General features: G+C 48.9%; 12 protein-coding genes, 1 pseudogene and 1 riboswitch. Of the genes and pseudogenes, 4 read left to right on the plus strand and 9 right to left on the minus strand.

What is annotated here, in order from left to right; all coding sequences use genetic code 11:
* The first annotated feature begins 20 nt into the window (after nucleotides 1–20).
* On the plus strand, nucleotides 21–842 hold the full coding sequence (locus tag ACQCVH_RS19740) for an MBL fold metallo-hydrolase (RefSeq protein ID WP_426837308.1): 822 nt from the start codon (nucleotides 21–23) through the stop codon (nucleotides 840–842).
* Between the two features lie 263 nt (nucleotides 843–1105).
* Here the strand turns inward: ACQCVH_RS19740 and map are convergent, their stop codons facing one another.
* The 4 genes from map to treR form a co-directional block, all read right to left on the minus strand.
* Nucleotides 1106–1855, minus strand: a complete 750-nt coding sequence (gene map / locus ACQCVH_RS19745) for a type I methionyl aminopeptidase (protein ID WP_426837309.1) — start codon at nucleotides 1853–1855, stop codon at nucleotides 1106–1108.
* A gap of 381 nt (nucleotides 1856–2236) precedes the next feature.
* Complete coding sequence (locus ACQCVH_RS19750) at nucleotides 2237–2761, minus strand: type 1 glutamine amidotransferase domain-containing protein (protein ID WP_426837310.1); 525 nt, start codon at nucleotides 2759–2761, stop codon at nucleotides 2237–2239.
* 61 nt (nucleotides 2762–2822) lie between these two features.
* Nucleotides 2823–4142 carry a lysine N(6)-hydroxylase/L-ornithine N(5)-oxygenase family protein gene (locus ACQCVH_RS19755; protein ID WP_426837311.1) on the minus strand — a complete coding sequence of 440 codons (1320 nt, stop codon included), beginning with the start codon at nucleotides 4140–4142 and terminating at the stop codon, nucleotides 2823–2825.
* Between the two features lie 108 nt (nucleotides 4143–4250).
* Complete coding sequence (gene treR, locus ACQCVH_RS19760) at nucleotides 4251–4976, minus strand: trehalose operon repressor (RefSeq protein ID WP_426837312.1); 726 nt, start codon at nucleotides 4974–4976, stop codon at nucleotides 4251–4253.
* Between the two features lie 114 nt (nucleotides 4977–5090).
* Nucleotides 5091–5173, plus strand: a riboswitch (cyclic di-GMP riboswitch).
* Between the two features lie 50 nt (nucleotides 5174–5223).
* Between treR and ACQCVH_RS19765 the strand changes: the two genes are divergently transcribed.
* From ACQCVH_RS19765 to ACQCVH_RS19775, 3 genes and pseudogenes are all read left to right on the plus strand, one after another.
* Nucleotides 5224–6387, plus strand: coding sequence for a PAS domain-containing protein (locus ACQCVH_RS19765; RefSeq protein WP_426837313.1), 1164 nt, complete (start codon nucleotides 5224–5226; stop codon nucleotides 6385–6387).
* Between the two features lie 24 nt (nucleotides 6388–6411).
* Nucleotides 6412–6765, plus strand: a pseudogene (locus tag ACQCVH_RS19770) (PAS domain-containing protein); the annotation flags it as partial.
* A 12-nt stretch (nucleotides 6766–6777) separates the two neighbouring features.
* Nucleotides 6778–8520, plus strand: a complete 1743-nt coding sequence (locus tag ACQCVH_RS19775; RefSeq protein ID WP_426837377.1) for an EAL domain-containing protein — start codon at nucleotides 6778–6780, stop codon at nucleotides 8518–8520.
* 50 nt (nucleotides 8521–8570) lie between these two features.
* Here ACQCVH_RS19775 and ACQCVH_RS19780 read toward each other — a convergent pair whose 3' ends face one another.
* From ACQCVH_RS19780 to ACQCVH_RS19800, 5 genes are all read right to left on the minus strand, one after another.
* Nucleotides 8571–9560 (minus strand): class I SAM-dependent methyltransferase, encoded by a 990-nt coding sequence (locus ACQCVH_RS19780; protein ID WP_426837314.1) that lies wholly within the window; start codon nucleotides 9558–9560, stop codon nucleotides 8571–8573.
* Entirely contained in the window at nucleotides 9557–10876 is a 1320-nt protein-coding gene (locus tag ACQCVH_RS19785; RefSeq protein ID WP_248138799.1) for an FAD-dependent oxidoreductase, read from the minus strand. The genes ACQCVH_RS19780 and ACQCVH_RS19785 overlap by 4 nt, the downstream gene beginning before the upstream one ends.
* Before the next feature lie 682 nt (nucleotides 10877–11558).
* The gene (locus ACQCVH_RS19790; RefSeq protein WP_426837316.1) at nucleotides 11559–13232 is read right to left on the minus strand and encodes an acyl-CoA dehydrogenase family protein; all 1674 of its coding nucleotides are present in this window, start codon (nucleotides 13230–13232) and stop codon (nucleotides 11559–11561) included.
* 12 nt (nucleotides 13233–13244) lie between these two features.
* Entirely contained in the window at nucleotides 13245–14762 is a 1518-nt protein-coding gene (locus ACQCVH_RS19795) for a class I adenylate-forming enzyme family protein (protein ID WP_426837317.1), read from the minus strand.
* Complete coding sequence (locus ACQCVH_RS19800) at nucleotides 14759–15142, minus strand: MerR family transcriptional regulator (RefSeq protein ID WP_426837318.1); 384 nt, start codon at nucleotides 15140–15142, stop codon at nucleotides 14759–14761. Before ACQCVH_RS19800 ends, ACQCVH_RS19795 begins: the two co-directional genes overlap by 4 nt.
* Between the last annotated feature and the right edge of the window lie 142 nt (nucleotides 15143–15284).

Consider the following 15284-nt stretch of genomic DNA (forward strand, 5'->3'; position numbering starts at 1 on the left):
ACCACTAAAGGAGGATTCCCATGCTCATCCATAAAGACCAAAACACAGCGATTTTTCAAAGCAGCTTGTTTAAGACCAACTCTGCCGTCATTCAAACAGAGGATCTGGTCCTCGTCATCGATCCATGCTGGCTTCCGCATGAGATTGAAGAAATCCGCTCCTATGTGTACCGCACAGCCGGGGGCCGCCCGATTTTTGTGCTCTACACCCATTCTGACTATGACCATATTATCGGCCACGGCGCTTTCCCTGATGCAACCATCATCGCCAGCAAAGCCTTGAACGAAAAGGACGGGCAGGAAAGGGAAAAAGTAATCGAGCAGATCCTCGCATGGGATGATTCATATTATATAGACCGGGACTATACACCTTCCTATCCGGCCGCTGACATCGTCATTTCACAGGACGGGCAGACACTGGCTGTCGGCGGGACCGAGCTGACATTTTTCCAGACCCCCGGCCACACTGACTGCGGTATTGCCTGCATCATCCCGTCCCTGGACCTGCTGATTGCCGGCGATTATTTATGTGATACAGAATTCCCTTATGTTTATTTTTCAAGCACCGATTATCTGCTCACTTTGGAAAAATTCGCGGACAGCCTCGCAGACCACAGCTTCCGTCTCATGATGACCGGGCACGGACTGCCGGCTTACAGCAATGAGGAGATTTCATCCCGGATCCAGTCCTCTGCCGGCTATCTTGCAAAACTGAAGGAATACGTGACAGAAGGGAAAGCAGCAGAAAGCTATGTTCTGTTTGAAGACTACAAGTATCCCCGCATCATGAAGGACTTCCATGATGGCAATATTGAATTGATGAAGAAGGAATTTGGCAACTGACGCCCGGCACCTGCCGGGCTTTTTCTGTGGATAAACCATTTTCCGGCAAAATTCCGACAAAATCCCCTGTGGATAAGCGTGACTTTTCAGAAAGATATACACTTTTGTGGATAGTTTGACTGTTTTATGGGGATAAGCCTTTTAATGGTAAGCACCATTCTGCAAGCAAGAAAGTATGGATTTTCGTCATAAAGGCCCTGTGAACATTTCACAGGGCCTCGCTTTTTTAGAAAAAAAGACAGATCCGAAGACCTGTCTTCCGCCTATTCCTGATCTGTTAAAATCAATGTGCCTTCTTTTGTAACGGCAATGGTATGCTCATACTGTGCAGAGAATTTGCCGTCTGCCGTCCTCGCTGTCCAGCCGTTATTGTCCATTTTCGTGTCATACACGCCGACATTGACCATCGGCTCGATGGTGAAGACCATGCCTTCCTTGATGCGCGGCCCTTTACCGGCAAGGCCAAAGTGCGGCACATCCGGTTTTTCATGAATCACATTGCCGATTCCGTGACCGATAAAGTTGCGGACAACAGAGAAGCCTTCACCCTCGACATAGGTCTGGATGGCGTGGCCAATATCCCCGATCCGCTTGCCTGGCACAGCCTGCTCGATTCCCTTATAAAGTGCTTCCTTCGTAACCTCCAGCAGCTTCCGGTGCTGCTCGGAAAGATTGCCGACCCCATACGTCCAGGCGGAATCCGCCAGCGCGCCGTTATATCTCACAACCATATCAATGGTGACAATATCGCCGTCCTTCAATTCTTCCCTGCGCGGAAAACCGTGGCAGATTTCATCATTGATGCTGGCGCATGTCGCATATTTATAGCCTTTATAGCCCTTCTGCTCAGGAGTCGCACCGTGCTCCTTGAGGAATCCCTCTACAAACTCGTCTATTTCCCAAGTCGTCACACCCGGCTTGATTTTTTTCGCAATTTCTTTATGGCAAGCGGCAAGAATTTCGCCCGCTTTTTTCATCGCTTCAATCTCACGCGCTGATTTCAATACAATCATCACTTTACCTGCCTTCCCCGCTCATTTATGTAAGACCTGTATATTTTTCAGATAGCAAAAAGTCCCTTTCTCTATCTTATCGCGACAAAGGAAGAATTTCAAAGGAATGGCGCCTGACGCCCACTATCACTATATGTATGGCGCGCCGGGTATGCTACAAAACAGATTTTGAGGAGGCAGAAAAATAGCCATTCTCCCTGCATTTTGGATTATTCATCCTGATATTTAATTTTTTCTGCCCAAAATATGCTTTATTCTCCCTGCATTCCACGTGATTCTACCCAAAAACAGCCATAATTTTTCCTCTTTACAAAAATACCCAAACACACGCACAAAAAAAGAGCGGGAACGCCCCAACCAAGCGTCCCGCTCCGCTCTTATTTATTTTGAAAGTACATTCAACGATTCTTTAATGAACGCCGGGATGTCATCCGGGTTACGGCTTGTTACCAGCTGGTTCTGGCATACGACAACTTCCTGGTCCTTGAAGTTCACGCCTGCATTTTCCATGTCGACGCGGATGGATTTGAAGCCTGTTGCATTCCTTCCATCAAGCGTTTTTGCCGTGATGAGCAGCTGCGGTCCGTGGCAGATTGCCAGTACCGGCTTGCTGTCGTCCATGAAGGATTTGGCAAACTGGACAAACCGCTCATCGGCACGAAGCTGGTCAGGAGAAAATCCGCCTGGCAGGAATAGGGCATCAAAGTCGGAAGGACTTACATCATCGATCCCTTTATCGATCTTTACAGTTGCGTCTCCCTGCTTGCCTTTGACAGACTTGCCTGCTTCCTTCTCGATTGCCGTGATTTCATGTCCCGCTTCCTTGAAAGCTTTCGCAGGATCTGTATACTCTACGTCTTCAAACATTTCGGTAATTAAGCATGCGATTTTAGCCAATTCTGTCATCTCCTTTAAATTTGATCACATTAATGAGATTTCCCTCCCTGGGCAGTGATAAAACCTTGTTTTACAGTACAACTTCTTCTTCCCTCGGGACAAAGCGGTGAAAGACGTTTTTCTTATTGCTCTTATAGATTTCTTTTTCAGCAAGGGTATTGATGATCCGTCTGTTGCGGTCGACTGACAAGCCGAGATGGGTGGCAGCGGCCCCGTGGGAATGCTCAATATTGGTCAGGGTGAAGATCCTGTTTGAGCGCTTCTTTTTAAAAACAATTTCATATGAGAGAGATACCTTGAATTCGCGCTCTCCCTCCCAGATGATTTCGTCTCCATATTGGCTGAGCAGCCAGTCCGGCAGATGCGGCCGATATCCTGTAGCGAGGACAACCTTGTCCGAGTACAGCTTAAAGGGTGTTTCTGCCTGCTTTTGCTGAAGCTGCAGCACGAAGCCGGATGAGGTGCGTTCCATCCCTTGAAGCTCGGCAAGCGGCTGGATTCTCGCCTTGGCAGACTCGCCGCCGATCGTCTGGTGATAAAGCTCTTTGTAGATATTGTCCAGCAGCCCAGGCTCGATGCCGTTGCGGAGGCCGTTCAATGTATCCAGTGACTGGATCCGTTCCCCGTATGGCAGGCTGTGAAAATAGTTCACATATTCCGGAGAAAAAAACTCCTGGCCGAGCTTTGTGCTTTCCAGCTGCAGGAAGCCGGCAGAGCGGGCCAGCCAGTTGAGCTGAAAATCATGCGTCTTCTGGCATTGAAGCAGATCATAAAAGATTTCCGCGGCACTCTGCCCTGATCCGATCACACTGATGGACCCGCCTTCAATCAGCTTGTCCTTGACCTGCAGATAGCGGCTGGAGTGGATGCAGTCCTCCCCCAGAAAATCCTTCATATGGTCCGGCACCAATGGTTCATTTCCTGTACCGAGAATCAGATTATAGGCAAAATAGGTCTCTTCCGCTCCTTTTTCGATATTGAACACCGTCACCTCGAAAAACTGCTCTCCATTCTTCTCCCTGTCCCGCACATCCGCCACTCCCATGCCGAATCTGCAATTATCAAGGCGTGAAGCAGCCCATTGGCAATAATGATTATATTCCTTCCTTGGGATTTCCAGCCGGTGAAAATAGGAAAATTGGGTCAGCCGGTCATGCTCATGCAGATAATTTAAATACGTATGTGGGCTGGTTGGATCAGCAAGCGTGACAAGATCATCAAGAAACGGCACCTGCATCTCCGAGCCTTCAATCAGCATGCCGGGATGCCAGGAAAATTCCGGCGTCTTGTCAAAAAAGAGCCCAGTAAGGCCGTGTGCCTTCTGCAGCATGACCGCCAGGCTTAAATTGTATGGACCGATGCCAATGCCAATCAGATTATATATGTTCATGCTAATACCCCTTCTCAAGGATTTTTCACAACAAAAAAACTAACAGACTTTCATCTGTTAGTTTTTACCCGGCTTCCTATTTTTTTAAGCCCTATCCAGCACATCCTGTCATCCTGAAGGCGTGTCCATCCGCCTTGCAAAATCGACAAACCGGAACTTGTCCGGCCGGTGGCGGGACTCGGTATATTGGAATAGGGATGCATCATCAAAATAGATATAATTTTTCACCACGACGACCGAATGGTATCCTTCCAGGTCAAGCATCCTCCGGTCTTCCTCTGTCGGACCCTCGACTGTGAATTCCTTTTTCGCAAAACTGATTTTCTGGTTGAGCGTGTTCTCGATATACTCGAATATGGAATTCCGGCAAATCTCCTCAGTCAGCCCGGGCACCAGCTTTTCTACCAGGAAATCTTTATCAAGGATGATCCGCTCGCCCTCAATCTTCCGCACACGGCACACCTTCCAGATCTTTTCATCTTCCTTGATATGAAGCTGCCTCATCAAATCATCATCCGGGAACGCTAGCGCAAATTCCGCCACATCGGTTTCCGCCTTCTGCCCCATTTTTCCTGCCAGCTCCTTAAAGCTGACCAGGCCGGAAATCGGGAACTGCAGCTTTTTCAGATCAAGCACAATCGAACCCTTCCCCCGGATTTTCTGGATGAACCCGTTCTGCGCCAGCAGATTCAGCGCCTTCCGGATCGTTTCCCTTGAAGTCTCAAACATCTCCGTCAATTCATTTTCAGACGGCAGAATGCTTCTTGCAGGATAGTATCCATCCTGGATCTTTGATGCCAAATCTTCGTATATTAGCAGATATTTATTCTTCATTATAATCACCTACGGATATTTTAACGTGTTAGAAGTGGTTTGAGAATGCCCATTATGATACTAATTATATATTAACAAAATAATTGCTGCGATTTCCACATTAGGAATATGTTACTATATTAGTGGCAAATTTTATGAAAATAAAAGTTGCAAAGCTGCGGGCCTAAGGCTCATGCTATGGCAGCCGGGCTGCTTGCTATTTTTTTAGCATGACACTTTGCCATAAAATAGGAAGGTGAAGACATCATTGAAAAGAATAGATCACTCAAAACGGAAAGAGCCAATTGTGCCGCTGGCTGAGAATCACTCTATCTATGAAAGATTATTCCTTAATACATCAGACCTCGCTTACATACTGGATAAAGAGGGACAAATCCTTAAGGTGAACGAAGCAACTGTCAGGGCAACAGGCTTTTCAGCGGAAGAAATCCAGGAAAGAGGATTCTTTCCCTTTGTCTTCAGCGAGGATCTCCCTAAGGCGGAGGAGAGCTTTCAGGCTGTATTGAAAGGCTCTGCACAAACACATATCTTCCGGATCAACCGCAGAGATGGCGGACTGATCCTGTTAAACAGTGTCACCATCCCGATTATTCAGCAAAACGAAACAGTCGGGATCATCGGCATTTCCAAGGATATCACAGCCGAGGAAAACTTAAAGCAAAAGCTCAGCATAAGTGAACAAATGTACAGATCTCTTTTTGACAACCATCCGGATGCTGTCTATTCACTGGATATAAACGGGGATATGACCACTTATAACGAGTCACTGGCCCGTTTGTTTAATTATGACCCTGACAAACATGGAATATCTTTCAGGCAATTTGTTGCCCCGGAATCTATGAGCCTTGTATTGCGCAAGTTCAAGATTGCGCTAAAAGGAAAACCGCAAAACTATAATATGACAGGCATTACCAGATCCGGGAAAAAATTTGACGTGAATTTCACAAATATTCCTATCATTACAGATAATCAGATTACCGGAATATTCGGGATTGCCAAGGATATTACAGAACTGGCTGAGAAGGAGCGCAAGCTGAAGAAGGCGGAGGAAAGGCTGAATCTCGCCCAGAAGACGGCTAACTTTGGATATTGGGACTATTATTTCAAGGAAGACACCGCCTACTGGTCTGAGCATATGTATGAAATGTTTGGTGTATCAAAAGAAGATTTTAACTCTTCCTTTGAATACTATAAAACGTTCATCCACCCTGAGGATCTGCCTTTGTTCCTAAATCGTTACCGCGCTTCACTGGCGGAAAAAGGGCCCGCAAATCTGGAGTACCGGATTATCCGGAAAGACGGCGTTATTCGCCGGCTGCACCATCAGTCCACCTTAATACTGGATGAAGAAGGCAAACCTGAACGGGCGGTCGGCATTTCCCGCGATGTTACGGAACAGCGCGAAATATAGGAAAGACTTGCCGAGAACACCGAGCAATTCAAGAACTTTTATAATAATTCAGATGTGGGTGTATGGTCGCTCGACCCGGCTGGCAAAAAGGTCCTGATCTGTTCCGATGCAATCCTTTCTATCTATGGGTATACAAAAAAAGAACTGTATAGAGATCCCCGTATATGGAATAGATCGATTCATCCGGATGATGTCCGGGAAGTGATGAACAATCAGAATAAAGTATCAGAAGGAAATATTATCAGGCAGCAATACAGGATTATTGCAAAAGACGGAGGCCTTAAATGGATCAGTGACCATCTTATCCCCATCTTTGATGATAAAGGGAAACTTATACGCCTGGATGGCATCGTGGCCGATATCACAGCCCAAAAGCAGGCTGAGGCAAAGATGGAATTTCTCGCCTACCATGACTATATGACAGGCCTGCCGAACAGGCGCATGTTCGACCAGACTCTGAATGGCCTATTTGAGGACAAAGATTCTAAAAGGTTCGCGATCATGTATTTAGATCTTGACCGCTTTAAACATATTAATGACACCCTGGGCCATCCGATCGGCGACCAGCTTCTGAAAGAGGCGGCCGGGCGAATCAAGGCCTCTATCCCGGAGGACCATCTGGCTTTCCGGATGGGCGGGGACGAATTTGCCATTATCGCCCCGGACACTGAAAGCATAGAGGATGGAAGCAGGCTCGCAGCAGACATTAGCCACAGCATTCAAAAGTCCTATTATATTGAAGGCTACGAATTATTCATTACTGCAAGCATCGGGATCAGCCTGTATCCGAACAATGGCAGCACCCCGGAGGAATTGGCGCGCAATGCAGATGCCGCTCTCTACCATGCCAAGCAGATGGGAAAAAACAGCCATCAGGTCTATAACTCATCGATGAATATTGAATCATTCAAAAAGTACTGCCTGGAAAGGGATATGCGGAATGCTCTGAAAGAGGATCAATTCTACGTAGAATTCCAGCCAAAGATCCAGCCAAAGACCCATAAGCTGGCAGGTGCTGAAGCCCTTCTGCGCTGGAACCATCCTGACTGGGGCATCGTTTCCCCGATGGAATTCATTCCTGTTGCAGAAGAGTCAGGACTGATTGTCGAAATCGGCGACTGGGTGATTGAAAATGTGATATCCAGGATGGAGGAATGGCGTTTAAGCGGCCTCACTCTTGTGCCAATCTCCATCAATGTTTCAGGGCAGCGCTTTTACAAAAATAACCTCGCAGAAATGATCAGGGCGCTTTGCCAAAAGCATGGGATCCCGCCCGAGCTGCTGGAGCTGGAGCTGACTGAATCCAGCCTGATCCAATATTCGGACCAGGTGCTGCGGGAGCTAGAAATGCTTGGACATTTAAAAATAAAATTGTCGCTGGATGACTTTGGCACAGGATTTTCATCTCTCACGCACCTTAGAAAATTCAAGTTCAATACGCTGAAAATAGACAAATCTTTCACCAAAAATATTACCTCAAATCTGGAGGACGCCACCATTACCTCAAGCCTGATCGACATGGCCCATGGCCTTAATATGAAGGTCGTCGCTGAAGGAGTCGAGGAGTACGAACAGCTGGATTTTCTCAAAAAGAAGGGCTGCGATGAAATCCAGGGATTCCTGTTTTCCCGGCCTGTTTCCGGCAGCGTGTTCAGAGACTTTTTAAAAGAAGGGTATATTCAGCCGGGTGGCGGTAAAGGCTTGGACAAGCTGAAAAAACAGAGAAAATATTTCCGGATCGACCTTCCCCTTCCTCTCAGTGCTGACCTGACCATCATCAAGCTGAAAGATAAACAGGTCGAGATGGGCAAAAATGAAGTGCTGATCGAAAATATCGGACCTGGCGGCGCCAGATTGTATACCAACATCAAGCTGCCGATCAGACAGGATATCCTCTTCCAGATTCAAACAAAGATTCTTGGAGAAATACTCAGCCTTGATGGGCATATTGTCTGGAAAGAAGAAAAATCGGATCTTGTCACACAATATGGGCTGGAGTTCAGCATAGATGACAAGCGCCGGGAAGAGCTCACCCAGCTTCTGAACGAAATACAGGGTGAAGCAGGTAAAACTGCCAGGCTCCCTGATTCACGGCAGATAGAGGCTGTGTGCCCTGTTGATTATTTCTGCTGATGTGCCATACAACGGCGTAAAAAAGACGGAGCCCCTGCCCCGTCTTTTTTCTATGCACGTCCCAGCTCAACAAAATACCAGCCGCCTTCGGTGATGATCGGCTTGAAGGTTTTCATTTCCATCCCGAGCTTGCCGGCTATTTTCATCATATCCTCTTCCGTTGGAGTGGCATACAGATTTTCGAATGCTGAGAAAAAGCTGTTGAAGACGCTTGAAAACTCCTCGCCCTTTTTGGAATGAAGGATCGGAGTGATGACAGTGATCGTCCCTTTATCTGACAGCCAGCTGCTGATCCGCTCAAACAAGCCTTCCCGCTCTTCAGGTTCAATATAATGAAGAAGATTGTTGATCATGATCAGATCTGCCTTTTTCTCCGGTTCATAATCCTGCATATCTGCGTGGACGATGCTGATATTGGGATTGTCAGCGCAATTGGCTGATGCAGACTCTGCAACATCCTCATTGATCTCAATGCCGGTCATGGTAATCTCCGGATGCTTCTGGCTGATCCGTTTAAGATACCCTCCTTCGCCGCATCCTACATCCAGAATCGATTGTATATCATTATTCTTGATTACCTTGGACATCTTTGGCAGGGCGAGCTGCTCCAAAAGGGACGAGGTCCGCGCCACGGTCGGTCCATGCTCGTCATTGTCAAATGTGTTCCGCTCATTTTTCCGCATCATGTCCGGATACGTCAGCAGTGTCGGGATATGCAGCTCCATCATTTCCTTCAGGATGACACCGGTCGAGCGTGGATTTTTTGGCGATGACGGGAGGCTGAACTTCGAAGCAGTCTTGATTTTTCCATCACGCTTCTTTTTCAGATGCTTAACCGCCAGGCCGACTTCCACCCATCTGGTAAGGAGCTCTTCCTGATAATCATGCGCTGCCGCCACCTCACGGACCGTCTTCGGATCCTTGAACTGGGAGAACAAATCCAGCTCAAACCCCACGTAAGCATGCCAGCTGTACAGGAAGGGCTGGTTCTTCTTCATCCAGTTCCTTGCCTTTAATAGTCTTATATATTCCGAGATCATAGCACGCCTCCTGCCAATTTCGTTTTCCAAGGATAGTCATCCTTTTCTTTGTAAAAATAACTTTCCTTCTCTGCTGGCGAGAGCTTCTTCTCGCGGGCAGGCAGCATCCCGATCTGAATGGCGCGGTCAAGCAGGCTCTCCTGCCAGAATCCGAGCCCTGAGATATTCAGCATCTGTTTGAACTGCAGCTTCTTGTCTCTCTCAATCTGCTTCAGCCCCTTCTGCCTGATCCCTGTCACAAGCTGATAGGGGTAGGAATAGGCAAGTGCTGATAAATGGCTGAACTTGATCATTTTTTCCGCCCGGTGCTTGCGGACTTTCTCATAGCAGCTCAGCCATTTCGGGCTGAGATTGCCTGTCTCATACATGGTCACGAACAGCTCGCCGAGCACATCCGCATCCTGGATCGCCATATTCATGCCTTCGCCGGCCATCGGATGGACCGTATGCGCCGCATCGCCCAGGATGACATGATTCCCGTCCACATATTTGTCCGCATAAAAGGCTGTCGGAATCATCAGCTGGATGTCCTTCCAGCTCTTCAGCTTCGTCACATAGCCGTCAAGCTCTGGGTACAGCTCGATATACTTCTGATGGAAATGCTCAATCCCCTTCTCCTGGAACTCCTTATACGTCCCCTCCGGTATGAGATACACCGAACGGACCTTATTATCCGGAAGCGGGAACAATCCGAGGAACTTGTCCTTCGCCGTAATGATCTGCCCCTCTGTCAGACTGTCCGGCCGCGGGAATGTTACCGTCAGGAAATGATGGTTATAATCAATCTTCTTCGTCTCGCTCTCAATCTTCTTCCTCGTCAGTGAATTGCGGCCCTCCGCCCCGACATAGAAATCCGCCTTCAGCGAAAACTGCTCCTTCCGCTTCCGGACCTCCACAATCAGCCGGTCTTCGCAATACCCTTTGCCAAGCCCGCCTTTTATATATTCGAAATTAGAATAGCTCATCGCGTGCTTCAGGAGGATGCCCTTCAGCGTCTCATGCTCGATCATCAGCGCATAATCAAATTCGCCGGGAAGCACCTGGTAATCCATCGCCAGCTCTTCTTCCTCTTCATCAATCTCGGAAAAATTGATCCTCGAAAACTTATGGCCGTTATACTCGATCTCACTCAGGATTTCCAGCTGCTCAAAAATCTGCAGACTCTTCGGCTGCAGCAGCTCTCCCTTATACACCGGCGACGGACCATCAAGCTTTTCAATCACCGTCACATGCACATCCGCCTGCGCCAGCTTCAGCCCCAGCGTCAGCCCGCCGATTCCGCCGCCCAATATCGCTACCTCTGTCTTAAGAACCATCCAGTCCACCACCTTTTTCTCATCTTATAGCCTGGAATTGGGATTTTGAAACCAGCGGGTGTGCTTTGGAGGTGCCATGCTTTTGGGGGTACCATGCTTTTGGGGTACCATGCTTTTGGGGTGCCAGGTACCTTGGCAGGGGGGATGCAGGATTGGTGCGGTTTTGCAGGGGATGGTGCCTGGCACCGGAATGGCGGGGCAATAGGCGGTTCTATGGGTTGGTGCCAGGTACCTTGGCGGCAGGGATGCAGGACTGGTGCGGTTTTGAGCGGGATGGTACCTGGCACCGGGGGGCAGTGGAGTGCTCTGGCGCCGGAGTTGCTAATAAAACTCGGAAGTTGCTAATAAAATTGAATAGTTGCTAATATATCGCGAAAGTTGCTAATAAGTGGAAAAAGTTGCTAGTAAAACGAAAAAGTTGCTAATATCCCTCCTGCCGCAGCTCCATTCCAGCCAGCCGTCCTCTCAACTTGGCCTGACCCGCTTCCCCCAGTCGCAAATAAAAACGGAATCTCGCAAATAAACCCCGCAAAGTCGCAAATTTATCCCAAAACTCGCAAATATATCAAATATCCCGCAAATATCCGCCCAAACTCGCAAATAACCCCCCGCCGAACCCCAGGCCAACCACCCCCACAACATAAAAAAGCGCCAAATCCCCAGATTCAGCGCCCCACTCCACTCAAACCTCCACTTCCGCCGCTTCCCCCACATGCATCAGCACATCAAAATGCTTCACCGGCAGCATTTCTTCATCCAACACCTCAGTCAGCCTCCAAGTTTCATCCAAAAACACCCGCGCAACTATCTCTTTCCGCTCGCCGCCCAGTGCTGCATCCTTCAAAGCGACCACACTTTCATAGATTTTGCCCATCAGCACAGCTGCCCGCTTACAGTGGTACGTCTGCATGTCCCGGTCCCCGCCGCCTACTGCCGCAAGCAGCTCTTTCAATTTCGAAAGCCCAGCATAAACCGGCGCCGCAAACCTTTGAAGCGCCCTACCCAGCCCTTCAAGCTCCGCCTCCATTTTCCCAATAAACAGCTCATGCACCCGAAACTTCTCTATTAATCTCAGAACCTCCAGCCCAAGAATATTAGCTGTACCTTCCCAAACCGTCAGCACCTGCGCATCCCGCAATAGCCGCGGTGTCACAAAGTCTTCAATATAGCCGTTCCCGCCATGCATCTCAATCGATTCATGCGCAAAATGAATGGCCTGCTCGGCTGTCTCCTTTTTTAGCACTGCTATCAGAAGCCGGTTCATCGCTTCCTCTTCGCGCGAAGCCTCACCAGCCGCCACCCGGTCATACAGGGCAATCAGACTGAACACGGCACTAGTCTCAACCTCCTGCTTGCAGGCAAGCTTGGCAAGTGTCTCTTTTACCATCGGAAAATCAGCAAGTTTGCTGCCAAAGGCATTCCGCATAAAGGCATATTGTTTCGCCTCCAAAAAAGCCCGCTGCATGATGCCGATGCTTGCGACACTATTGCAGATGCGCGATAGATTAAGCGCTTCCATCATATAGTAAATCCCTTTATCCGCATCGCCTACCAGATGGGCTTCTGCACCGTGGAAAATCACTTCCCCTGACGGCACGGCACGTACCCCAAGCTTATCCTTCAGCCGCCTGATCTCAAGTCCGTTCAGTTCGCCGTTATCCTTCCGCCAAGGAACAAGGAACAAGCTCAACCCCTTCGATCCCGAAGGCGCCCCCTCTCTCCTGGCCAAAACCATCGCCACACCGCAGGCACCTGCATTGGAGGCAAAGTATTTTTCCCCATAAATCCGGTACTTCCCGTCCTCCAGAACGGCCTTCACCTCATTGGCTCCCACATCCGAACCGCCCTGCCGCTCCGTCAGGAAGGTAGCCCCTTCAAAAAGCTGGGTCTCCCCCGTGCTGATCACATGAGGCAGATACTTTTCCTTCAGCTCTTCATCCGCATAATGGTCGATCAGATAGGCAGTCGCCATTGTCAATGTGACGGGGCAATAAAACCCAGGCTCCGTCTGCGACAGCAGATATCCCTGCGCACACGAATACACATAATTCCCCTTGCGCCCAAGCTCGGGAATTTCCTTATGGACATAGCCGACAATGCCGGCATTATAAGTCTGCTCCACCGTTTTCCTGTATCCCTCATTCAGCCAGACATGGGAAATGTCATTGCCCATTTTGTCATACTTGATCAGCCGCGGCTGGCCTTCCCTGTCGGTATGGACCGCCCGCTCGTCAATTTCCCCGGCACATAACCCCCCGAATGTTTCAAGCTCCTTTTCAGCCCATGCAAAAAATTCCTCATCCATATACTGCTTCAGCACAAATGCCAGATTCGGATCACTTTGGTAAAAGTTCATTCCTGCCCCTCCTTAAACAGATTGCTCCTGCTGCCTCAATGACTGCTTCAAAATCTTGCCTGTTGCATTGCGCGGCAGCGCCTCTATTTCTTCATATATTTTCGGTATCTTATAATCAGCTATTTTTCCAGACAAAAATGCTTTTAAATCATCCTCTTCCAGACTGCCCTGCTGCTTCAGCACAACATAGGCCTTTACTGTCTCGCCCCACTCCGGATGCGGCACGCCGACAACTGCACTCTCCGCAATGGCAGGATGCGAAGCCAGCAGCTCTTCAATCTCTTTCGCAAAAATATTGACGCCGCCGGAAATGATCATATCCTTCTTCCGGTCGACGACCCAGATGTAGCCGTCCTCATCAAATCTGGCCATATCACCGGAATAGAGCCAGCGGTCCTTAATCGTTTCCGCTGTTTTTTCAGGATCCAGATAGTACCCCTTCATAACGCTTTCGCCCTTCAGGAGGATTTCGCCAATCTCGCCAGGCTCAACCGGATTGCCTTCTTCATCGGCAATCATGATCTCCGTTCCGAGTGCCGCCCTCTTCCCGATGCTGCCTGCCTTCTGTCCATGCTCGCCGGCCAGCAGCAGAGTTCCGCTCGGCCCGGCCTCTGTCAGTCCATACACGCAATACAGGCTGTCCGTTTTCAGCCGCTTCTTCACAAGCCGGACTTCTTTTTCTCCAAGCGGAGCCCCGCCGTACACCCAATACTCCATCGAAGACAAATCATATTGTTCAATATCAGGCTGCTTTGCTGAGAAAAGATAGGCAACAGGCGCACCAAAGAAATGCGTCGCTTTTTCCGAAGAGACAAGCTTTAACAGTACTTCCGGTGTAAAAACCGGCGACATAATATGGCCTGCCCCCACATAGGTGCCTGCGACCAGGAACAGATGGAGCGGCGCCGAGTGGCTCAGCGGCATTAAATGGAGCATGCGGCTTTCCGGCTTCATGGCCATCTCCACCGCCATCATGATCGCTGATGAAAGAATATTGCGATGAGTGAACAGCACCCCCTTCGGACTTCCGGTCGTACCTGACGTGTAAAGGATTGCCGCCTCGTCATCCTCTGTCAAAGGAATTCCCACATCTAAATCCCTGCCGCCCGCCACCAGCTCTTCAAAGCTGGACCATCCAGCCGCTGCTGCACCTGTCTTCACACACTCAAGTCCAGCCCTTTCAATCAGGGTTCCCATCTGCGCAAGCAGCATTTCATGGGCAAATAAGGCTTTCGCTCCGCTATGGTCAAGGATATAGCCCAGCTCAGATGCCGTCAGCCGGCTGTTCACCGGAACAATCAGCGCGCCAATCCTCATCGCCGCAAAATATGTGACCACAAATTCCGGAACATTCGGCATTAAAAGCAGAATCCTATCTCCTTTTGCGCAGCCCCTTGTCCTCAATGCGTCTGCCAGCTTATTGACCCTGCTGTTCAGCTCTTTGTAGGAAAGCCTCTCCTCCCCGAAAATGACAGCCTCCCTGTTGGGAAATTTCCTTCCGTTCCTTGCCAGCAGTTCTGATACGTTCATATATTTTCCCCCTTTTCGTTCAGCCTTTTTTCAAATTGGACCAGCATTTTTTCCATTTCCCCTCTTAAAAAAAGCAGCTCCTCGATGCGGGCGTTCACCTCCTTTACTCTCTCCCTGCCATACTCAACTGTCCGCTCCAGCTGCTTTCGCCCCGACCGGTCCTGGTCAAACAGCACGATCATCTCTTTGATTTCATCCAGCTTGAATCCAAAGCGCTTCCCCCTGAAAATCAGCTTAAGGCGGATATAATCCTTCTTCGCAAAAACTCTTCTCCCATTTTCATTTCGATTAGGGCATAATAAGCCAAGCTCTTCATAATATCTGATGGTCCTTGTGCTGACCTGAAATTCCCCGGCCAGCTCCGAAATGGTATATTCCATGCTATCACCCGAATTCTTTAACTATTCTGACACCAATATATCATTTACGTTAACGTAAAGTTCAAGTCTTCAGCAAATCCAGTTTCTATTAAGAAAAATTTGATTTTTCGCCTGCACCCTTAGGAAAAGAGATTACAATTGT

It is taken from the genome of Bacillus infantis, from assembly GCF_050107595.1.
In the GTDB taxonomy this organism is placed as follows: domain Bacteria; phylum Bacillota; class Bacilli; order Bacillales; family Cytobacillaceae; genus Bacillus_AB; species Bacillus_AB infantis_C.